Origin of the sequence: Virgibacillus natechei (assembly GCF_026013645.1) — a bacterium.
GTDB lineage: Bacteria > Bacillota > Bacilli > Bacillales > Amphibacillaceae > Virgibacillus_L > Virgibacillus_L natechei.
Map to the genome: position 1 here is coordinate 322,108 of NZ_CP110224.1, position 19,558 is coordinate 341,665.

Annotated in this window: 25 protein-coding genes and 1 riboswitch; all 25 genes read left to right on the forward strand. The window is 41.5% G+C overall.

Features of this window, described 5'->3' with window-relative positions; translation table 11 throughout:
- Positions 1 to 25 precede the first annotated feature (25 nt).
- The 25 genes from OLD84_RS01990 (at position 26) to OLD84_RS02105 (ending at position 19,497) form a co-directional block, all read left to right on the forward strand.
- The gene (locus OLD84_RS01990; RefSeq protein WP_209463146.1) at positions 26 to 1,402 is read left to right on the forward strand and encodes a sensor histidine kinase; all 1,377 of its coding nucleotides are present in this window, start codon (positions 26 to 28) and stop codon (positions 1,400 to 1,402) included.
- Between the two features lie 65 nt (positions 1,403 to 1,467).
- Positions 1,468 to 2,532, forward strand: coding sequence for an ABC transporter permease (locus OLD84_RS01995; protein WP_209463145.1), 1,065 nt, complete (start codon positions 1,468 to 1,470; stop codon positions 2,530 to 2,532).
- A complete protein-coding gene (locus OLD84_RS02000) occupies positions 2,529 to 3,188 on the forward strand; it encodes an ABC transporter ATP-binding protein (protein WP_209463144.1) in 660 nt (219 codons plus the stop codon). Before OLD84_RS01995 ends, OLD84_RS02000 begins: the two co-directional genes overlap by 4 nt.
- 134 nt (positions 3,189 to 3,322) lie before the next feature.
- Positions 3,323 to 3,499, forward strand: coding sequence for a nucleotidyltransferase domain-containing protein (locus tag OLD84_RS02005; protein ID WP_245301563.1), 177 nt, complete (start codon positions 3,323 to 3,325; stop codon positions 3,497 to 3,499).
- 477 nt (positions 3,500 to 3,976) lie between these two features.
- The gene (locus OLD84_RS02010) at positions 3,977 to 5,767 is read left to right on the forward strand and encodes a S9 family peptidase (protein ID WP_209463143.1); all 1,791 of its coding nucleotides are present in this window, start codon (positions 3,977 to 3,979) and stop codon (positions 5,765 to 5,767) included.
- Between the two features lie 151 nt (positions 5,768 to 5,918).
- On the forward strand, positions 5,919 to 6,464 hold the full coding sequence (locus tag OLD84_RS02015; protein WP_209463142.1) for a DUF2812 domain-containing protein: 546 nt from the start codon (positions 5,919 to 5,921) through the stop codon (positions 6,462 to 6,464).
- A gap of 228 nt (positions 6,465 to 6,692) precedes the next feature.
- Entirely contained in the window at positions 6,693 to 6,974 is a 282-nt protein-coding gene (locus OLD84_RS02020; RefSeq protein WP_209463141.1) for an autorepressor SdpR family transcription factor, read from the forward strand.
- Positions 6,971 to 7,564 carry an SdpI family protein gene (locus OLD84_RS02025; protein WP_209463140.1) on the forward strand — a complete coding sequence of 198 codons (594 nt, stop codon included), beginning with the start codon at positions 6,971 to 6,973 and terminating at the stop codon, positions 7,562 to 7,564. Before OLD84_RS02020 ends, OLD84_RS02025 begins: the two co-directional genes overlap by 4 nt.
- 26 nt (positions 7,565 to 7,590) lie before the next feature.
- Positions 7,591 to 7,776, forward strand: coding sequence for a zinc ribbon domain-containing protein (locus OLD84_RS02030; protein WP_245301562.1), 186 nt, complete (start codon positions 7,591 to 7,593; stop codon positions 7,774 to 7,776).
- Positions 7,777 to 7,867: 91 nt separating this feature from the next.
- On the forward strand, positions 7,868 to 8,053 hold the full coding sequence (locus tag OLD84_RS02035) for a hypothetical protein (protein WP_209463139.1): 186 nt from the start codon (positions 7,868 to 7,870) through the stop codon (positions 8,051 to 8,053).
- 176 nt (positions 8,054 to 8,229) lie between these two features.
- A complete protein-coding gene (locus OLD84_RS02040) occupies positions 8,230 to 8,559 on the forward strand; it encodes a PadR family transcriptional regulator (RefSeq protein ID WP_209463138.1) in 330 nt (109 codons plus the stop codon).
- Positions 8,559 to 8,798 (forward strand): DUF2812 domain-containing protein, encoded by a 240-nt coding sequence (locus OLD84_RS19420; protein ID WP_390336799.1) that lies wholly within the window; start codon positions 8,559 to 8,561, stop codon positions 8,796 to 8,798. Before OLD84_RS02040 ends, OLD84_RS19420 begins: the two co-directional genes overlap by 1 nt.
- A complete protein-coding gene (locus OLD84_RS02045; protein WP_209463136.1) occupies positions 8,728 to 9,045 on the forward strand; it encodes a hypothetical protein in 318 nt (105 codons plus the stop codon). Before OLD84_RS19420 ends, OLD84_RS02045 begins: the two co-directional genes overlap by 71 nt.
- A 199-nt stretch (positions 9,046 to 9,244) precedes the next feature.
- Positions 9,245 to 9,430, forward strand: a riboswitch (cobalamin riboswitch).
- A 130-nt stretch (positions 9,431 to 9,560) separates the two neighbouring features.
- The gene (locus OLD84_RS02050; protein ID WP_209463135.1) at positions 9,561 to 10,526 is read left to right on the forward strand and encodes an ABC transporter substrate-binding protein; all 966 of its coding nucleotides are present in this window, start codon (positions 9,561 to 9,563) and stop codon (positions 10,524 to 10,526) included.
- 16 nt (positions 10,527 to 10,542) lie between these two features.
- Entirely contained in the window at positions 10,543 to 11,556 is a 1,014-nt protein-coding gene (locus OLD84_RS02055) for a FecCD family ABC transporter permease (RefSeq protein WP_209463186.1), read from the forward strand.
- Complete coding sequence (locus OLD84_RS02060; RefSeq protein WP_209463134.1) at positions 11,556 to 13,013, forward strand: adenosylcobinamide amidohydrolase; 1,458 nt, start codon at positions 11,556 to 11,558, stop codon at positions 13,011 to 13,013. Before OLD84_RS02055 ends, OLD84_RS02060 begins: the two co-directional genes overlap by 1 nt.
- A gap of 3 nt (positions 13,014 to 13,016) precedes the next feature.
- Entirely contained in the window at positions 13,017 to 13,982 is a 966-nt protein-coding gene (cbiB, locus tag OLD84_RS02065; protein WP_209463133.1) for an adenosylcobinamide-phosphate synthase CbiB, read from the forward strand.
- Positions 13,957 to 15,033 carry a threonine-phosphate decarboxylase CobD gene (gene cobD, locus OLD84_RS02070; protein WP_209463132.1) on the forward strand — a complete coding sequence of 359 codons (1,077 nt, stop codon included), beginning with the start codon at positions 13,957 to 13,959 and terminating at the stop codon, positions 15,031 to 15,033. The genes cbiB and cobD overlap by 26 nt, the downstream gene beginning before the upstream one ends.
- On the forward strand, positions 15,015 to 15,575 hold the full coding sequence (locus OLD84_RS02075) for a bifunctional adenosylcobinamide kinase/adenosylcobinamide-phosphate guanylyltransferase (protein ID WP_209463131.1): 561 nt from the start codon (positions 15,015 to 15,017) through the stop codon (positions 15,573 to 15,575). The genes cobD and OLD84_RS02075 overlap by 19 nt, the downstream gene beginning before the upstream one ends.
- Positions 15,572 to 16,420: a cobyric acid synthase gene (locus OLD84_RS02080; protein WP_209463130.1), complete on the forward strand. Its 849-nt coding sequence runs from the start codon at positions 15,572 to 15,574 to the stop codon at positions 16,418 to 16,420. The genes OLD84_RS02075 and OLD84_RS02080 overlap by 4 nt, the downstream gene beginning before the upstream one ends.
- A gap of 76 nt (positions 16,421 to 16,496) precedes the next feature.
- Positions 16,497 to 17,216, forward strand: a complete 720-nt coding sequence (gene cobS, locus OLD84_RS02085; RefSeq protein WP_245301561.1) for an adenosylcobinamide-GDP ribazoletransferase — start codon at positions 16,497 to 16,499, stop codon at positions 17,214 to 17,216.
- A complete protein-coding gene (locus OLD84_RS02090; RefSeq protein WP_209463128.1) occupies positions 17,174 to 17,794 on the forward strand; it encodes a histidine phosphatase family protein in 621 nt (206 codons plus the stop codon). Before cobS ends, OLD84_RS02090 begins: the two co-directional genes overlap by 43 nt.
- Entirely contained in the window at positions 17,746 to 18,192 is a 447-nt protein-coding gene (locus OLD84_RS02095; protein ID WP_209463127.1) for a bifunctional adenosylcobinamide kinase/adenosylcobinamide-phosphate guanylyltransferase, read from the forward strand. Before OLD84_RS02090 ends, OLD84_RS02095 begins: the two co-directional genes overlap by 49 nt.
- A gap of 2 nt (positions 18,193 to 18,194) precedes the next feature.
- On the forward strand, positions 18,195 to 18,776 hold the full coding sequence (locus OLD84_RS02100) for a cob(I)yrinic acid a,c-diamide adenosyltransferase (RefSeq protein WP_209463126.1): 582 nt from the start codon (positions 18,195 to 18,197) through the stop codon (positions 18,774 to 18,776).
- Positions 18,777 to 18,783: 7 nt separating this feature from the next.
- Entirely contained in the window at positions 18,784 to 19,497 is a 714-nt protein-coding gene (locus OLD84_RS02105; protein ID WP_209463125.1) for a hypothetical protein, read from the forward strand.
- Positions 19,498 to 19,558: the final 61 nt, after the last annotated feature.

A 19,558-nucleotide genomic window follows, 5' to 3' on the forward strand; every position in this document is an offset into this window, starting at 1 on the left:
TATTATTAATTTGGAGGTACATCCTATGCGAACGCTCTATGTACGTATTATTGTCACTACAATGGGGATCATGATTGCGAGTGCGATCATTGCCTTTGCGGTGTCAAATATTCATTATCAGCATTATTTAAAGCCAGAAAATGATCAAAAAGTGACAGAAATTGCAGAAAATATTGTATCCATTTACGAGGGAAATGATCAGCACATAACAGCTTATTTAACAGCGATGGCTGAATTGGGCTACAAATTTTATTTAATGGAAGAAGGCGGGGAAGGGCAAACATTTGGAGAACCATTTGAATCAGAAGAATTAAACCAAACGCATATCGAATCCGTGTTAAATGGTAACGTTTATCATGGAATTGCAAACTATCCTTGGCGACCATTCGTCACTGGTTTTTTTGATAATGAATTAAAAAATACAATTGGAGTACCTATTCAATTAGACGGTGCAGCTCATGCATTATTTGTGCGCCCCGATTCCGCGCAACAATTTGGTGAAATGCGCATATTTTTAGCTGTAATGTTAGGCTTAACATTGCTTTTCAGCTTTATATTAGTAGTAACAAGTACCAGGTTCATCGTAAATCCAATTAAAAGGTTAACAGAAGCTACGAAAAAAATAGCAGCCGGAAACTACCATATAAAATTGGACGTAAAACGTCGAGATGAAATTGGCCGACTTGCAAATGATTTTACTAAAATGAGCGATAAACTCGAACAGACAGAGGAGAAGAGACAGGAGTTTGTTTCAAGTGTTTCCCATGAAATTCAATCCCCGCTAACATCGATCCAAGGATTTTCCCAAGCGTTACGTGAAGAAATACTATCTGAGGAAGAAAGCGTACGTTATTTAGATATTATTGAAAAGGAAAGTAAACGATTATCTGCTCTAAGTAAGCAATTACTCACGCTTTCTTTTTTAGATCGTGGCATAGAAAATAATGATATGCAACCTTTTGATGTAGCAGGGCAATTGAAGGAAGTAGTCCTCGCAACAGAGTGGCAATGGCTTGAAAAGGAAATTGAAATAGAAATGGACGTGTCTCCAGCAACTGTTATCGGAGATCACGAACTACTGCAACAGGTTTGGATGAATTTAGTAACAAATGCTATTCGCTACACGAATCAAGGTGGCAGGATTAGGATACGTACAGTAAATGAAAAGGCAACGACAACTATAGTTATTGAAGATACAGGAATTGGTATTGCAGAAGCAGAAATTCTACAAATTTTTGACCGGTTTTATAAAGTAGATAAAGCAAGAACGAGAACGGAAAATAGTACCGGATTGGGCCTAGCAATTGTGAAAAAAATAATTGAATTGCATGACGGTTCCATTATGGTCGAAAGTGAACTTGGTCAGGGTTCGACGTTTATTGTAAACCTTTCTAAAGCGTAATCTAGCGTTCATCTTCTATTCATATACACGATGTATGCTCGATGTATAGAAAGGAGTGAAGATGGATGTTTCTTGCTATACGAGAATTAATTCATGCAAAATTTCGGTATGTATTGATTGGTTTAATAATGGTGCTGATTGCATGTCTGATCTTCATCATTTCGGGGCTCGCACAGGGGCTGTCAGCAGATAACGCATCTGCCATTCAGAATCTCCAAGCAGATTACCTGCTCATTGAACCAGATGCAGAGCTGGAGATGACCAGTTCTTTTATCCCTCACGAAGAGCAAGAGGAAGTAGCTCAGGTGGATGGAGTGGAGGAAGTGAATTCCCTATCCATTCGAATGATGAATGCATCTGTTAACGATTCCGAACAAAATGAAGATCTTGCTTTATTCGTCACGGAATCAGATGGAATGCTAATGCCTTCTGTCAGTGAAGGAAGAGCGGTCAACAGTGACAACGAAGCAATTGTGGATGATTCGCTGAAACGGGAAGGCATCGAAATTGGCGATACACTAAAGTTTGGCGAAGATAGTGAATTGACGATTGTCGGATTTGCGGAGAATCAACGATATAGCCATGCGTCTGTCGTATTTACGGATGCTGGGCAGACAGAAAATATAAATGCTATTGCGATTCAAGCAGATGAGGCACATACAGACGCACTGCAAACCCATGTAGGAGGTTCCTTAGATATGGTCACGAAAGAAGAGGCACTCCAAGGAATCCCGAGTTATTCGCAGGAACAAGCCTCTCTTAACATGATGATTATATTCCTCTATGTCATAGCGGCATTTGTTTTGGCAGCATTTTTCTACGTCATCACCTTACAAAAGCGTGATCAATTCGGTGTGCTAAAAGCATTGGGTGCAAAAACCGCTTATCTTGTGAAAAATTTAGTCGGCCAGGTCGTACTTATTTCTATTATATGTATTGTCGTTTCGGTAGGATTGACGTTTGGTGTAGCAGCTCTTTTACCAGAAGATATGCCATTTCTGCTGACGGCAGACGGCATGATACAAACGTCCGTATTGGTTTTAATGGTATCTGTTTTAGGTGCGATCATTTCACTTATTCAAGTAGTTAAAATCGATCCAATCGAAGCAATTGAGGGGGCAGGAAAATGACACTTGTAATGGAAAACGTATCAAAAGTATATAAGGATGGGCCGAAAGAATTCAGAGCGCTGGACAATGTTTCTTTAAAAGTAAATCCAGGAGAATTCATTGCCATTATTGGGCCATCAGGATCTGGTAAAAGTACCATGCTATCGATTGCCGGAGCCCTTTTATCTCCAAGTAGCGGGGAGATTTTACTAGGTGGTGAAAACACAATAAATCTTTCATCAAAACAAATAACAAAACGAAGACTGGAGAAAATAGGCTTTGTTTTTCAGGCAGCAAATCTTATCCCTTATTTGAAGGTAAAAGATCAGTTAAACGTTATTAATGTCATTGCAAAAAATAAAGACAGGGAAAAAGGAAACGAATTATTAGAACACTTTGGTCTCATGCATCGGATAAATAATTACCCAAGTGATTTATCGGGAGGAGAGCGACAGCGTGTAGCCATAGCAAGAGCGCTGATCAATGATCCGAAAATTATTCTTGCTGATGAACCAACTGCAAGTTTAGATTCCAAACGTGGTCGACAAGTAGTTGAAATGCTCGCTGACGAAATCAAAACCCGCGATAAAGCCGGTATTATGGTGACACATGATGAGCGGGTGCTGGATTTATGTGATCGGGTTATCGAGATTCGGGATGGTAGATTGGAAGAATAGCTTTGGGGGACAAGGGGACAGGCACCTCGTCCCGGGCGCATCCTTCTCCGAGAGGCAAGGGGGGGGACAGGGAACCTGTCCCTCTGTCCCAGAAATAAGTGCATTGTATGACAAATTATCGGAGGAATAGTGATATGTTCGGTCTACTGGAACGGGATATACAAATGATTGTTCAGGCAATCAAAAACACTAAAGAAATAGACTGTGCTATGATCTATGGAAGCCGGGCTTTGGGCAATTATAAGAAAGGTTCGGATGTAGATATAGCCATCAAAGGTACAGAAGTTACGTATCATGCAGCCGCAAAATGAAGTGAATTATTAAATGAAGTTTATCCGCTCCCCTATTTTTTTGATGTTGTGCATTACGAAGGGATTAAGAACGAAGCGTTGATTCAACATATTAATCAATATGGTGTCAAAATTTATGAAAAAGAAACAATACTGCACGAGGATCCGCAAACGTATCATTCCTCAAATGATAAGATTTTGTAATTATCCAGTTTAGCTGATTAATGAAAAATCGTATTGTAAAGAAAAACCGTTCCTCACGGATATTTCGCTGCATGGAATGCTGCTTCAGGCACTGAGACCGTTTCTCACCAACTGCTCCCAGCTCATATTAGTGCTCATCTTCTAAATACCCCCTCAAAACTAAATCTATATTATGCATAAACTCTACCAGCTGAGGAGGAAATAGTTTATACTAGAATTATAAACAAATTTTTAAAACTATTCAAACACCTCAGTTCATACTAATGAATGAACAAAACTTTAGGGAGGCCAATAATGATACCATTTCCAAAACCGACCGTAGAACAATTTTTTTGCACAAATGTGATTACCGATTTTGCAGTGAGCAGTGATGAAGAACGTCTTATTTTCAGCTCCAATTTAGATGGGAAAGTGAATTTATGGGCAATGGATTTACCGGATACATTTCCATATCTGTTTGCTCATCATGATGAGTCCATTAGCTTTATTCAGATTGACCCGGAAAATCGTTATGTGCTGGCAGGATATGACAAAGACGGGGATGAGAACCATCAAATTTATGCTATTCCCCACGAGGGCGGGCTCCCGCATCCGCTTATTACCGGAGAACCGGAGGAAAAATATTATTTTACCCATCTGAGTGAAGATGGAAAACGAATTTATTATATGACATCCGAAGAGAATCCATCTTTCCTGAATGCGCGCATGCGTAATTTGGAAAATAATGCCGATACATTGCTGAACGAGGGAGAAGTATCACCAACGCACCTAGTGGCAGTATCTGATGATGAAAATGCATTTGTGTATTTACGTATGTTTGCAAATACCTATATAACAGGTTTTGTGAAAATTGGTGATGAATCCTATGATTTAACACCTGATCCTGACAAGGTTCATGTTGTTGGAGACGCTGTTTTCGTTGATGATAAAACGATCTATTTCGTAACAGATTACGAGAGCGAATATAGCTATGTGGCAACATTCGATCTGGATACAAAAGAATTCGCATCTGTACTAACGATCGAGGGTGAAAGTGTTGAATCTCTAAAGTGGGACAAAGAAAATAAAGCACTTTACCTAGTAACTGAAAAAGGTGTAGAAGATGTTTTATACCGTTACGAACTGGAATCACAAAATCTTGAAAAGCTAGCCACGCCGGTTGACGTGATTGAAAAGATTCATGTTGCCAAATCAGGAAACCTGTATATGCTAGGAAGAAGTAGTACCGTACCCTTTAATATTTTCCAAACAATGAATGGAAAGGAATGGAAGCAGCTGACGAACAATCGCGTGCTGGGTCTAAGCAATGCAGACATGGTCGAGCCTGATGTCGTTTCCTATAAATCTTTTGATGGCATGGAAATCGAATCCCTTTTATTCAAGGCAAAACCTGAAAATGATAATGGCTATACGATTCTTTGGCCACATGGGGGACCACAGGCATCCGAGCGAAAAATGTTCCGTTCAATGTTCCAGGCTTTCCTGAATCGTGGGTACACCATTTTCGCCCCAAACTTCCGTGGAAGCACAGGCTACGGATCGTCATTTGTAAAATTAGTGGAACAGGACTGGGGAGAAGGGCCGCGCTTGGATAATGTTGCCGGCATTCAGTGGCTGTTTGAAAATAAGGTCACTGATCCGGAAAAATTATTCCTCGTTGGTGGAAGTTATGGTGGCTATATGGCGCTACTACTACACGGCCGTCATCCAGAATATTTCAAAGCCGTCGTCGATATCTTCGGGCCGTCTGACTTATTCACATTCATAAATTCCGTCCCAGCCCACTGGAAACCAATCATGGAGCGCTGGCTAGGGGATCCGGAACGTGATAAAGAGCGTTTTATCAAGGATTCACCCGTAACGTATCTGGATGGCATGACAAAGCCAATGCTCGTTATCCAAGGGGCAAAAGATCCACGTGTCGTCAAAGCGGAATCCGACCAAATCGTCGCCAAGCTTGAAGAAAAAGGCCGCGACGTGGAATATCTTGTGCTGGAAGATGAAGGGCACGGGTTTTCAAAAAGAGAGAATGAAATTAAAGTGTACAGCTTGATGCTGGACTTTTTAGAGAAGCATCAGGGGTGAAAAGATTAGCAGAAGCGAGCGCATGGATATGTTCCTGCGCTTTTTTGCTTTTTAACGAAGACCGTTGATAAAAAACGTGTAATAAATGGCTACTTTAAACGTAAGTATAATAAGTAAGCAAGGCATCAAGTTGTTTGAAAGGAGGGGTTTTATGATGAAGAAGATCTTCAGGCCATTTTGGAGTTATGATCTAAAAAACACGGAAGATTGGCTTCATTCAATGGCATTACAGGGATATCACTTTAAAGAGCTAAATACGGTAACCCGTCGTTTTACCTTTGAAGGAGAAGGCCTCCCACAAGCTATGCACTATCACATCGAATATGATAAAACACAGACAGGTATATTACCTATCGCTCTAAAAAATGATGGATGGGCGCACGTATTCCACCATCATAAATGGTATGTTCTTAGCAATGAAAAACCAGTTGATGAACTAAATTGCTATCCTATTCGTAATGGGATAATCAAGCGCAACCGTTCCATGATGTACCTCTTTACTAGTATGTTTATCTATATATTGCTTACATCTTTACTGTTTATTTTTATGAGTGGTTTCATGCTGTATTTCGGATATTCTTTAACGATTGAAGCAAACGCGTTTTGGATTTCAGCACTTATTATTGGTTTATTCCTTTGGGCACTGGCCCCCTATTCAACCATTAAACTTTATAAAACGAATAGTAAATATTGGTGACGTATTTTGTTTTACAAATAGTAAAAGGAAGCGCAAGGATATGTTGATGTCCTTGTGCTTTTTTAAGAGTTCCTGCTATCTTATTATGGTTCTCTTTTGAGGTGCAAACAAGAAAGAGGTAATGCAAATCATATACAAATATGGTGTGCCTATTGACATTATAATTCATTCAATTATAATTTAAGTAATTAAGTAAATACTTAAATATAGGTAAATGGAGGAAAAAGGTTGTCTGTCAATGAATTATTTAAAGCTCTGTCTGATGAAAATAGAAGAAAAATATTAGACCTTTTACGGAAGGGGGATTTGACTGCTGGAGAAATTGCCGAGAATTTTGAAATGAGTAAGGCTGGAATATCTCAACACCTATCTGTTTTAAAGAATGCTGAATTAGTATATGCCATAAAAAAGGGACAGTATGTTTATTACTCTTTAAATTCAACCGTTTTTCAGGATGTTTTGAAGTGGATTGTTCAGTTTAATTCCAACAAAAAAGGGGACGAAAAATGATGAAAACAGTTTGCATTGGCTTCCTTGTTTTATTATCTTTTGCCGTTAGTGTTTTTTTGCTTTTCTCAAATATAGCAATAGAAACGTCATACGGGGCAACTGAAGTAATATTATTTAGTGTTCCATTCGCAATGTGTGTAGTGAACAGTAATTTAATTATTATTCCAAAACTCATATCGTTTCAAAGCTCTTATACTCGATATAAAAAAGGAATCGAGAGCATTTTCTTATCAGTTACTATAATTCTGTTTATACTTCATCTTGGTTTAATTCTATTGGTAACAGGTATAGAAGTTAACCTTTTATATTTAATACCTGTTAGCGTAGGTATCGTACTTATCACCACAGCTAATACGCTTCCAAGGTTTCAACTTGATCCAAATAAGACCAAGGAATATACAAAAAATTCTAATCAACTATGGAATATTGTAATACGTCCAATTTCTTTACCTTTGTTCATAGGTGGTCTCATAATGTTACTTTGTGTTTTTCTTCCAAGTAATCTGATGATGACTGGCTTCTTCCTTGTTCTTCTTTGTACATTAATTGTATCTTTTTATATGTCGTATAGAGCCAATCAATCATATTAAATCATTTGTAAATTGGAGGGGGTCCTTTGAACAGAGCTAAGATTTGCCCAGAATGCGGTTCAAAAGAGATGAAAATGGGGGAATTCAAAGGATATGGGTCATTGTTTAAGAGAAAGGCAATTATAAAGAGTTCTGAAGTTGATGCTTATTTTTGTGTGAATTGCGGTTATGTATTAACTCTAAAAGTAAGAAACCCAGAGAAATTTTTATGATTTCTTTCTGCTTGTGGGGATGTGAATTATTATGAAGGGGAGCCGCTGGTGGAGCATGATGAAGTCATTGAAATGATGCGGAGGAAAGTCAATGAGTCAAAATAGAAATATTACACTTGTGCTCCAAGAAGAGCAAACAAGTATTAGAAAGGAAGTAGAAATAAACCCCGAGCTTAAAAAGATGATACAGGAAAGTAGAGAGGAATATAGGCAAGGACTTGGCATGTCAACTTCAGAACTTCTTGAATCCCTGTCTTCTAAGGACTTTGAATTTTAACCAGTTTAAGTGATCACCAACAAATACAAAGCCTTAATTATTATTGTTTGAAATAGAGGAGTGCAGGAGTGTTCCGAGTCCTTGCGCTTTTTTTGTTAATGGAAAAATACCCATTTGACATCTATATCACGATGCGATATAGTCACACCACGATATATAAGGCAGGTGGGGAGAAAATGGAACTTGAAAAAGCATTCAAAACGTACATACCAATGACAGAGACCGCCTTCTATATCCTCCTGTCGCTGACAGAACCGAAACACGGCTACGGGATTATTAAACATGTCGAGGAGATCACAAACAAACGCATTCGCTTGGGATCTGGTACGGTTTACGGAACACTCACGAAAATGCAAAGAGACGGTATTATCACCGTCTACGCAGATGAAAAAAGGAAAAAAACCTATGAAATAACGAACGCCGGAAAGAAACTAATGTTAAAAGAAATAAAAAGGCTTAAAGAACTTCATGAAAATGCGCTGAGATACGAGGGGGAGTTTTTGTGATGGTAAAAATATTTCTGCCATTTTGGAGCTATGATGTGGAGAAAACGGAAGAATGGCTTTCTTCCGTGGCGAAACAAGGGTATCATTTGGTGAAAATCAATACATGGACACGACAATTTTATTTTGAAGAAGGAGCCCCCAAAACGATCACTTATAGGATTGGATTCGATGCTATCAAAGTGGTCGATATGGGCAGATGTTTACACAGAAGGAGAAGCGCGACCAGAGCTTTACAGTGATAGCACACATATATTGAAACATGCTAGACGTGTTGCAATCACCTATTCGGCTTTATATGGCTCTGTTATGTTCATGATGGTAGGAGTTATTGCACTGAATCTTAATTATGCAATAAGGTCAGGTGTGGATGGTTTAGAATTGATGCTTTTTATTTTACAGGGAGTCCTTCTTGCTCAATTTGGTATGTTTATGCTCAAATCACTGTTGTATTATAGACGGGTGAAGAGGAATGTAGAGTATAGTTAAGGGGTGAGTATGGTTGTTACAGAAAAGTAATTATCTCCATGAACTTGATGAACCATTTCTATTAACCCTTAATAAAGAGGCTCGTTGCAATACGTCGAAGTATTTCGACATAAGGAGGCTCACGTCAAACAACAATCTCAAAGCTAAAAAGAATGACAAATTTTGCAAAAATATGTATACTTATTTAAGTAATGAATAATTAAATATCAATGGTTCAGGTGATTTCAATTTCTGAAATCTAATAGGGAAGTTGGTTCGATTCCAACGCGGTCCCGCCACTGTATATGTGAGCTAGCTGTAATGACCACTGTGCATTTCTATGTATGGGAAGGGGCAGCAAGTGATGACCATAAGCCAGGAGACCTGCCTGTAACCAGACGCGCACCAAACCTACGAGGAATAGGGGGTGTAATCGGACAGGTTTATTTTCTTTGGGCTGCCCTTTTACATATCCATCTTCATTTCTCGTGAAGATGTTTTTTTATTTTCATACAAATACGACAGGGGGTACTAACGTGAAAAAGGTTTTATCATTTTTATTTGTATTACTACTTACATTAGCTCTGTTAATCGGTTGCAGCTCTGAAAACTCAGATACCGAAGATGACAGTATCGAACAAACAGAAGAAGCAGCATTTCCACTAACGGTCACAGATGCGCTTGATAATGAAATGACGATTGATGAGGAGCCAGAGCGTATCGTTTCGGTGATTCCAAGCAATACAGAAATCGCCTTTGCGCTTGGATTGGGGGATGAAATCGTTGGTGTCTCAGACCATGATAATTATCCCGAAGAAGTAGAGGAAAAAGAGGCAATTGGTGGTTTGGAAATGAATGTGGAAGTAATCCTTAGTCTGGATCCTGATCTCGTTCTTGCCCATGGATCCAGTTCCGAAGCCTCGCAGGAAGGGCTGCAACAGATTCGTGACTCCGATATTGATGTATTTGTTGTAAATGATGCACAGGATATCGAAGGAACTTATGAAGCCATTGAACAAATTGGCCAGGTAACCGGTACACCAGATGAGGCAGAAGAAATCGTCAGCGATATGGAAGACGGATTTGCTTCATTAAGTGAAACGGCAGAGGAAATTGATGAAACGGATCGTAAATCGGTCTTTTTTGAAGTATCACCTGAACCGGACCTTTTTACTGCAGGACAAAACACATTTTTCGATTCACTCTTACAAGTTATTGGTGCAGATAATGCAGCTGAAGAACTAGATGGTTGGGTGCCAATTGATCCAGAGTCGATTGTGGAACTGGACCCTGACGTTATTATAACGACATACGGGCATTATTCGGACGATCCAGTAGAGCAAGTAGTAAGTCGTGACGGCTGGGACTCCATGGACGCTGTTGAAAATGAAGACGTTTATGATATACATTCCGATATTGTAAGTCGTCCGGGTCCGCGTTTAGTTGAGGGTGCAAGGGAGATTGCTGAAGTTGTTTACCCGGAATATTTTGAAGAAGAGTAACTATGTATTTGCCTATATGCTTGCGCTCGCATTTTTAATTATTTCCATGCTTACCGCTATATCGGTTGGCAGTGTGTCCGTTCCTGTTTCAGATATCATAATGATTATTGGTGCACAGATTTTTCACTTACCGATAGCTGAACAGGTCGATGCGACATATAGGAATATTGTTTTTGAAATTCGCCTGCCCAGAGTACTTCTTGCCGGTTTAGTTGGAGCCTCTCTTGCGATTGCGGGAGCGGCCTTTCAAGGCTTGCTGCGAAATCCATTGGCCGACCCCTATATATTAGGGGTTTCTTCTGGTGCATCTGTTGGGGCTGTTGCAACATTGTTTTTTAATATTTCTATTCCGTTCCTTGGACTTTATACGTTGCCAGTTTTAAGCATTACGACAGCCTTATTGACTATTTTACTTGTGTTGTTTTTCGCACGTAAAGTGGACCGGACGATGCGGGTGGAGACGATTATTTTAACGGGAATTATTTTTAGCTCTTTTTTAGGTGCATTTATCTCCCTTATCATTGCTTTTACAGGTGATCAATTACAGCAAATTATGGGTTGGCTACTTGGTAGTGTATCGATGCGGGGATGGAGCTATATTGGTATTATTATTCCGTTCTTCATCCTTGGATCTCTTTTGCTGCTCATCAACACGAGAGAATTAAATGCGATGTCATTCGGCGAGGAACGGGCACAGCATTTAGGTGTCGATGTACAAAAACGAAAATTAATCATTTTGGTCGCTGGTTCAATATTGACTGGTGCGGCAGTGGCGGTTTCCGGGGCTATAGGATTTGTTGGTTTGGTGATTCCTCATTTAACCAGACGCTTATGGGGGCCGGATCATGTTCACCTTTTGCCGCTATCAATTTTAACTGGTGCAGGATTTTTAATGCTGACAGATCTTTTATCACGAACAATTATCTCTCCGACGATTTTACCGATTGGTGTGATCACAGCATTAATTGGGGCACCGGTATTCGCGATCATTTTGATTAATCAACGAAAAGGAAATCGAGGGGGGATGTAATGTTACATCTGGGTCATGTTTCCGGAGGCTATGATGGGATGCCAGTTATTGAAGATGTTTGCTTTTCTGTTTCGAAGGGTGAATTTTTTGGTATCTTAGGGCCTAATGGAAGTGGTAAGACAACCTTGTTAAAAATGATCAGCGGATTAATCGCCTGTACAGATGGTTCTATTCAACTAAATAACAAGGACATAACAGATTTTTCACGAAAAGAACTGGCGAGGAAAATGGCGGTTCTCCCCCAACTCTCTGCGCATGCATTTTCCTATACAGTGAGGGAGACGGTGGCACTTGGTAGGTACGCGCACAACCTAGGCCTGTTTCAAAGCTGGACGTCTAAAGATGAAAAAGTACTGCAAATGGTCATGGAGCAAACGAACATCACCCGTTTCCAGCATGATTCGGTGCAGCAGCTCTCAGGCGGGGAGCAACAGCGGGTGTTTCTCGCGCAAGCCTTAGCCCAGCAACCGGAAATTTTATTACTTGATGAACCGACCAACCACCTGGATTTAGCCTATCAAAAAGATTTACTTGATCTATTGAAAAAAGGAGCAAAACAGCAGGGGTTAACGGTCATTTCTATTTTTCATGATTTGAATCTTGCCAGTTTGTATTGTGATCGATTGTTACTAATAGATGAGGGGCGGACACGGGCCTTGCATACACCGGATGGCGTGCTGACAGAGGCACTGGTTAAAGAGGTTTATCAAACGGAGGTGAAAAAGCATCCTCATCCGGAGATCGCTAAACCGCAGATGCATTTGATCCCAGCAGACATGTTTTCGGCTGATGTGAAGATTGATGCTTCCATGTTAAACGTGAAACAGGAGCATATTACGCTCACTTCCCCCATTCCGCTGCGAACATTATCATCCGGTGTGTGTGGCGCTGGTATTGGTTGGAACAGTTATTTTGTTAATCGTCAGGTTTCGAAAGACTATGACTGTTCGGATCCTGAACATGAGATGCGGAATTACCTTGAAAAAAACGAATTCGACGCCTCCCGCACAGTGGGAATGATGACAGCCGTTCAGCTGGAAGATGTTGCTTATGGATTATGGGGAAAAGATCATGTCTCCCTCTTCACTGTAGTCACAGCAGGAGTTGGGAATGCGACAGATAGCACGCGAACAACAGGAACACATCGGCAAGGAGTTCCCGGAACGATTAATATATGGTTATTTGTAAATGGAAGACTGACGGAAGAAGCCTTTATTCAGGCGATCATGACTGCAACCGAGGCGAAAACAAAAACATTAATGGAACTGGGAATTACAGATAGCGAGACCAATACAATCGCAACGGGCACCTCAACAGATAGCATTCTGGTTGCTGCCACAGGGAAGGGTCCCCTCCTATCGTATGCAGGTTCTGCAACGAAGCTTGGTCAATTAATTGGAAAAAGCGTTTATAGAGAAACAAAAAGAGCGATCCAGCGTTCTCAAGGCTTGATGTAGCATATGGTTGTTTATCATTTACTTAGTATAACACTCGCTCTGGTCATAGACCGGTTGATTGGTGACCCGCCTTCCTGGCCGCATCCAGTTCGCTGGATCGGTTCTCTTATTTCATGGCTGGATCGTCGTTTAAATAAGGGGAACGGGCGTGTAACAAAAGGGATTCTTATGCTAGTTGTTATTGGTATCCTGACATTTTCTATTACACTATTAATTGTATACGGTGCCTATCAAATTCACGTTTTTGCAGGAATTGCTGCAGAATCACTCATCATTGCAACTGCGATTGCCGGGAACGATTTGAAAAAGGCTGCTCACCGTGTTTATCAACCTTTGAAAAAAGGGGACGTCAGGGAAGCCAGACAACAGGTTTCGATGATTGTTGGAAGAGATACGGACGGCTTAAATGAAGGGGAGATAACAAGGGCGACTGTCGAAACGGTTGCAGAAAATATTAGTGATGGTATTACGGCGCCGTTATTCTGGGCGTTGATTGGCGGTGCTCCTCTGGCGATGATGTATCGTGCTGTTAATACCTGTGATTCGATGGTTGGGTATAAAAATGAGAGATACGGCCAATTTGGTCGGGGATCGGCCCGGTTTGATGATCTGCTTAATTGGTTGCCAAGCCGCATTACTGGTTTTTGTATGATTGCCGCGAGCTCTTCGGCTTTGGTAACGAAGAAACAGGCAGCTCATGACTTGAAGCGGGAGGCCAGGAAGCATCCAAGCCCTAACAGCGGATGGGGGGAAGCGGCTGTTGCTCTCCTATTGAACATCCAGCTGGGAGGAACGAATTATTATCAAGGAATTAAATCAGAGCGTGCTGTGATGGGACGGGCTGATAAAAACCTGCAAAAGGAACATATTTTGGATGCAATCTCGATCATGAATCGTTCGGTCGCACTCTTTTTTATACTTTTATGGTTAGGGGGAGGAAGTTATGCAGTTGCCTTCACATGGTTCTAATCCACAGCATTTATACAAGGCGCTTGAAATAAATCCGCCAGAGGAGCTCGTGGACTTCAGTGTGAATATTAACCCGTTAGGCGCACCTGAGGCAGTCAAACACAACTGGGGCAAATGGCTTGAGGCTATTTATGATTACCCGGATCCAACCTTTGCTGAACTGAAACAAACAATTGCCGCAAAGGAAGGTATCGAGGAATCTTGTCTGCTGCCTGGAAATGGTGCGTCCGAACTCATTACGTTAATCGCCCGTTATCTCCAAGGAAAAAAGGTGCTGATCATCCATCCAGCTTTTTCCGAATATGAGGCCGCTTGCCGGAGTGAAAACTGTACAATTTTCCACCATGTTCTTTACCCGCCCGAATGGGAGCTGGATGAGACATCATTGGAGCGGAAGTTGGGTCTTGTGGATGCTGTGTTTTTTTGCCACCCGAATAATCCAACAGGTATTCAATATGATCGTCCAACTGTCGAATGGTTGATCGACACATGCCAAAAGAAAGAAGTCCTATTAATCTTGGACGAAGCATTTTATGATTTCGCTGATCGTCCTGTAACGTTTATTGATAAAGCCAGCCAATCGCCATTCCTACTGGTGCTGCGCTCACTGACAAAGATGTACAGTATTGCAGGCTTGCGGCTAGGCTATCTCGCAGGGACCCCGGAAGTCCTGTCGCAAATTCATAAAAGGCAGGCCCATTGGAGTATTAATGCAATTGCTTTAAAAGCTGGTAAGACATGCTTGGATGATCGGCAGCATGTCTTACTAACCCGTGACTATATCAAGAGAGAAAGGGATCGGCTGTTTGCATACTTCAGGGAAATAGGTTTTCAGCATAGTCCATCAGCGATCAATTTTTATTTAATTAGAGATCCCTCCTCCCGCAACCAGCAGGAACTTTTTTCATTTTTACTCAGGAAAGGACTTGTCTTACGTCACACGTATAATTTTCCAGGGATCGAAGGAGAATGGCTTCGCGTGGCGATTAAAAAGGAAGCGGAAAATAGTTTGTTGATGGAGGTGTTATCCGAATGGAAAAGGGAAAACTGATTTTCGTTACCGGCGGTGTTCGCAGCGGGAAGAGCTCTTTTGCTGAAGAATTGGCAACAAATTGGAGCAGGGACTTGGACGTGAATTTACATTATATTGCATGTGGCGTTCCTTCCGATAAGGAAATGCGCGAACGAATAGCGCGTCATCAGGAAAATCGCTCGGGAGCGTCTGGAAACTTTCAAACATGGGAATGTCCGTATAACCTGCAACGTATCTCCAGTCACTTTTCAAAACAGGATATTCTTGTACTTGATTGTGTAACTACATTATTAAACAACTATTTATTTCATCAAAACATCGATGATCCCAGTGGGCTGATGGACAGGATGTTAACAGATATTTTCAGTCTACAGAAGGCTTCTGGTGGGTTAGTTGTTGTTTCCAATGAGGTAATGCAAGATGTTCCGCATCAAGCATCGTTAACAAGAAAATACCAATACATAATCGGAATTGTTCATCAAAACATCGTAGACCAGGCGGATACTGCCTATTTGGTAGAGAGCGGTATACCGATTTGCAAGAAAGGGGTAGCGGTATGAAGGGGATGATGATCCAGGGTACAGCTTCCAGTGTGGGAAAAAGCATACTCACTACTGGTCTATGTCGGTTATTTGCAAATAAAGGATACGCGATTGCGCCGTTTAAAGCACAGAATATGTCCGGTCGTTCAATCGTAACAAGAGACGGGAAAGAAATGAGTATTTCGCAGGCCCAGCAGGCGGAAGCGGCCGGCCTCCCCCCTTCTGTTCTCATGAATCCTGTTCTATTAAAGCCTCGCGAAAATCTGCAGACAGAGGTGATGCTTCTCGGAGAAAAAAGGAGCATCATACCTGGACAGGATTATAAGCAATCTTATTATGATGTAGCGAAGCAAGCTATTCAGGGGGCATTAAATCAATTGGAACAAAGCTATGATTTCATGCTGATAGAGGGCGCAGGCAGCCCAGTAGAGATGAATTTAAAAGACCGAGACCTTGCCAATATGGCTGTAGCGGAAATGGCTGATGTTCCTGTTATTCTAGTGGCTGATATTGATAGAGGAGGCGCATTTGCCAGTATTGTCGGGACGCTGGAATTGCTGACAACGGATGAAAGGCAGCGGGTGAAGGGGCTGATTATAAATAAATTTCATGGGGTTGTTTCCTCTTTCGCTTCCGGCAGAGAGTGGCTGGAGGATCGTACCGGGATTTCCGTTCTGGGAGTTGTACCTCATACTGGCCATAACCTTGCTGAAGAGGATAGCGTCGAAGGGCGGGGCACCACCGAAGCCCGTTCCACAACAGATAAGCCGCCCGATTATGACAAACTAGCAGAACACCTGGAAGCCTATATCGACTGGAAAAAGCTCTTAAACATCATGACAGGTGAAAACGATGTTCGCTAGTTTACGGGGGTTTTTCATAGGAATCTGCATAAACCTGCAATTTTTCACAAGTATTCCAATAAAAAGGGAGCTCCCGATGAACCGTTTCTATATTTCTCATGCCTTGAAGACATTCCCGCTACTTGGTTTACTGCAGGGGGCGATCTATGCATCTATTTTGTTTGTCCTTCAGTCGTATACACCTTTATCGGATATTATGATTGCACTTTTTCTGTGGCTTGTATTGATATTTTTATCTGGCGGCATTCATCTGGATGGCCTGATTGACACAAGCGATGCCTATTTTTCATATAGGGATGTAGGGAAGCGGCTGGAAATTATGCAAGATCCCCGTGTTGGCGCATTTGGGGTCCTAACGATCGTCGTTTTTCTAAGCGTTCGCTTTGTTATTTTATATGAACTGGTGACAATGGCTGTTCTTTGGACTTATTTAATGGTGGTGTTGATTCCTTTTCTTGGTAAAATGCTGTTGGGTGCCTATTTGCAGCTTTTGCCAGCAGCAAGAAATAGTGGGATGGCTGTCTTTTTTCAACATGGGAAAAGCAGCACGTTCTGGGTTACTTATGGTATCTATTTAGGTATAATTGGTATAGTGATAGCGCTTCTAAACATGGAATTGCTTGGATTCTATTTTATTTTGATAAGTAGTATGATTGTTATAGGAACCTTTCTCGCCGGAAAAATAAAGAAGAACTTCGGTGGTATCACAGGGGACACGTTAGGTGCGAGTTCAGAAGGGATGGAATTAGTGTTATGGATAGCGGTGTGGCTGTTACACTCTTTCGCCATGGTGTAACAAAGGCGAATCTGGAAAAAAGGTACCTTGGTTGGAGCGATCCACCGATTACTGATGAAGCACGGCATAGGTTAACAGCACTGCCAAGTGAGGTGTACGATCTCTGCGTTTCCAGTGACTTAATTCGGTGCAGGCAAACGGCCACTATACGTTGTCCCGATGCTCCTTATGTTGAAAGTGCGGCATTCCGGGAGATGCATTTTGGCAACTGGGAATTAAAGACCTATGCAGAGCTTTGCCATGACCCTGAATATCGAAACTGGTTGAATGATTCGATTGGTAATCGCCCGCCTGATGGGGAAAGCTTTTCTGAAATGGAAAGCAGGGTGGATCGTGGTTGGAATGCGCTGAAAAAGCTAGTGAATGAAGAGGGCTATAGAAATAGTTTACTTGTTACGCATGGCGGGGTAATACGTTTGCTGTTAACCAAACTTGCCAAGGAGAGGAAAAACTTTTGGGAATGGGAAATCCCTCATGGTACTGGGATCAAGCTTTACTGGGTGACTCGCGACTGGAGGGAGAATAGCCGATGCACTTCATTACAGGTGGTGCCTATAACGGAAAGCGAAAATGGGTGAAAAAATATTATGAGCCGGATCAGTGTCGGTGGCTATCCGCATATGATACAGCGCTAATGAACCCCATGAGCACCGAGCTACCAGCTATTGTAATTTTAGAAGGTGTTGAAAAATGGATTCATGCCCAAATAGACCCTGAACTTTCATCAGACACATTGCGTAAAAATGTGATCCGTTTAATGAAGCCATGGCTGCAGTGGGAAGAAGCGGATAGTCAGCGAAAGCTCGTCATCATCGGCACTGATATTTCGAAAGGTATCGTACCAATTGATAAACGTGACCGACTATGGCGAGATATTACAGGATGGACATATCAGGATTTGGTTGAAAAGGCGGAACGGGTTGATGTCATATGGTACGGAATTGAAGATACAATTAAAAACAAAAGGGAGTTGTAATTATGAGACTATATACAAAATCTGGAGACAAAGGCCAAACAAGTGTCATAGGTGGAAGAGTTGATAAAGATGATATCCGTGTTGAAGCATATGGAACCATTGATGAGGTAAATTCATTTGTAGGAAAAGCTATCTCAGAATTAGATAAGGAATTGTTTAAAGATATTGTGGCAGACCTTGAGAAAATCCAACACGAATTATTTGATTGCGGCTCCGAATTATCTAATATCTCAAAGAAAAGGGAACATAAACTAACCGAAGAGCCGATCACGTATCTGGAAGAAAAAATGGATGAATTAATTGATGAGGCACCGGAATTGGAACGATTTATTTTACCAGGTGGTTCAGACGCTTCCGCTTCGATCCATATCGCCAGAACAGTTGCAAGAAGGGGAGAAAGAGCCATTGTATCGCTTATGAAGGCGGAAGAAGAGATTTCCCCGATCCCCTTAAAATATGTGAACCGCCTGTCAGATTACTTGTTTGCCGCAGCGCGCGTCATTAATGCTAGGTTGAATGTCCCAGATGTAGAATATGAACGAAGCGCTAAAGTTTTCCGCGGCAGCAATAAGAAGAAGGATTAAAAAGGCGATGAGCAATGCTGTCATCGTACCGTTAACGGCTGATCAGGAACTAGTCATTACTGCTGATAATAGTGGGGCCATCGGTGAAAAGTCACGGGATGAAGTTCATACATCGAATTCCGTTGTAGGCTACTCAGCTTTGCGTGTTGCCATGATGGAGTGCCTTGCTGTAGGAGCAGAGCCGCGGACGATTGTGATGCAAAATTTTACCGGTGACAATGCCTGGGAGGATTATAAAAATGGGGCGGAAGATGTTTTGAAAGCGTTGAAGCTGGATATGCTCCCAATTACCGGAAGTACGGAGAGCAATTTTGCCAGTTTGCAGTCAGGTCTTGGTGTAACGGTTATTGGGACTAGAATAGAGGGAAACCGGGACCCTGAATGGACTGGTGAAGAAGCGTTTGCCGTGATTGGAGCACCGTTAGTTGGAAATGAAGTACTCGAGAAGCAGGATGAAGTCATACCACTCGCTTTGTTTCAGCAACTTTGTCAAATGGAAGAGGTAAAAGATGTGCTGCCTGTCGGTTCCAAGGGTGTTGCCGTTGCTTGGAGAAAATGGACAAAAAGAGAGAATAAACTATCTTGTGATGTGGATCTGGAAAAATCAGCAGGTCCATCCACTTGTGTTCTAATTGCCTTTGGCAACAGTAATATAGAAATAATCCGTGAAGTAACGGGAGTGTATTTTCATATGCTGGTTCCTGATGATAATTCTTGCTAGATTTTTCTTCCTCTAAAATGATAAATTAAAAGCTTGCAAAGGATTAAACCCCCTGCAAGCT

Excerpts from the sequence above, each read along its gene's own strand:
- OLD84_RS01990 (WP_209463146.1), top strand. The coding sequence starts at position 26 with ATGCGAACGCTCTATGTACGTATTATTGTCACTACAATGGGGATCATG.
- OLD84_RS01995 (WP_209463145.1), top strand. The coding sequence starts at position 1,468 with ATGTTTCTTGCTATACGAGAATTAATTCATGCAAAATTTCGGTATGTA.
- OLD84_RS02000 (WP_209463144.1), top strand. The coding sequence starts at position 2,529 with ATGACACTTGTAATGGAAAACGTATCAAAAGTATATAAGGATGGGCCG.
- OLD84_RS02005 (WP_245301563.1), top strand. The coding sequence starts at position 3,323 with ATGTTCGGTCTACTGGAACGGGATATACAAATGATTGTTCAGGCAATC.
- OLD84_RS02010 (WP_209463143.1), top strand. The coding sequence starts at position 3,977 with ATGATACCATTTCCAAAACCGACCGTAGAACAATTTTTTTGCACAAAT.
- OLD84_RS02015 (WP_209463142.1), top strand. The coding sequence starts at position 5,919 with ATGATGAAGAAGATCTTCAGGCCATTTTGGAGTTATGATCTAAAAAAC.
- OLD84_RS02025 (WP_209463140.1), top strand. The coding sequence starts at position 6,971 with ATGATGAAAACAGTTTGCATTGGCTTCCTTGTTTTATTATCTTTTGCC.
- OLD84_RS02035 (WP_209463139.1), top strand. The coding sequence starts at position 7,868 with ATGAGTCAAAATAGAAATATTACACTTGTGCTCCAAGAAGAGCAAACA.
- OLD84_RS02040 (WP_209463138.1), top strand. The coding sequence starts at position 8,230 with ATGGAACTTGAAAAAGCATTCAAAACGTACATACCAATGACAGAGACC.
- OLD84_RS19420 (WP_390336799.1), top strand. The coding sequence starts at position 8,559 with ATGGTAAAAATATTTCTGCCATTTTGGAGCTATGATGTGGAGAAAACG.
- OLD84_RS02045 (WP_209463136.1), top strand. The coding sequence starts at position 8,728 with ATGCTATCAAAGTGGTCGATATGGGCAGATGTTTACACAGAAGGAGAA.
- OLD84_RS02055 (WP_209463186.1), top strand. The coding sequence starts at position 10,543 with ATGCTTGCGCTCGCATTTTTAATTATTTCCATGCTTACCGCTATATCG.
- OLD84_RS02060 (WP_209463134.1), top strand. The coding sequence starts at position 11,556 with ATGTTACATCTGGGTCATGTTTCCGGAGGCTATGATGGGATGCCAGTT.
- cbiB (WP_209463133.1), top strand. The coding sequence starts at position 13,017 with ATGGTTGTTTATCATTTACTTAGTATAACACTCGCTCTGGTCATAGAC.
- cobD (WP_209463132.1), top strand. The coding sequence starts at position 13,957 with ATGCAGTTGCCTTCACATGGTTCTAATCCACAGCATTTATACAAGGCG.
- OLD84_RS02075 (WP_209463131.1), top strand. The coding sequence starts at position 15,015 with ATGGAAAAGGGAAAACTGATTTTCGTTACCGGCGGTGTTCGCAGCGGG.
- OLD84_RS02080 (WP_209463130.1), top strand. The coding sequence starts at position 15,572 with ATGAAGGGGATGATGATCCAGGGTACAGCTTCCAGTGTGGGAAAAAGC.
- cobS (WP_245301561.1), top strand. The coding sequence starts at position 16,497 with ATGAACCGTTTCTATATTTCTCATGCCTTGAAGACATTCCCGCTACTT.
- OLD84_RS02090 (WP_209463128.1), top strand. The coding sequence starts at position 17,174 with ATGGATAGCGGTGTGGCTGTTACACTCTTTCGCCATGGTGTAACAAAG.
- OLD84_RS02095 (WP_209463127.1), top strand. The coding sequence starts at position 17,746 with ATGCACTTCATTACAGGTGGTGCCTATAACGGAAAGCGAAAATGGGTG.
- OLD84_RS02100 (WP_209463126.1), top strand. The coding sequence starts at position 18,195 with ATGAGACTATATACAAAATCTGGAGACAAAGGCCAAACAAGTGTCATA.
- OLD84_RS02105 (WP_209463125.1), top strand. The coding sequence starts at position 18,784 with ATGAGCAATGCTGTCATCGTACCGTTAACGGCTGATCAGGAACTAGTC.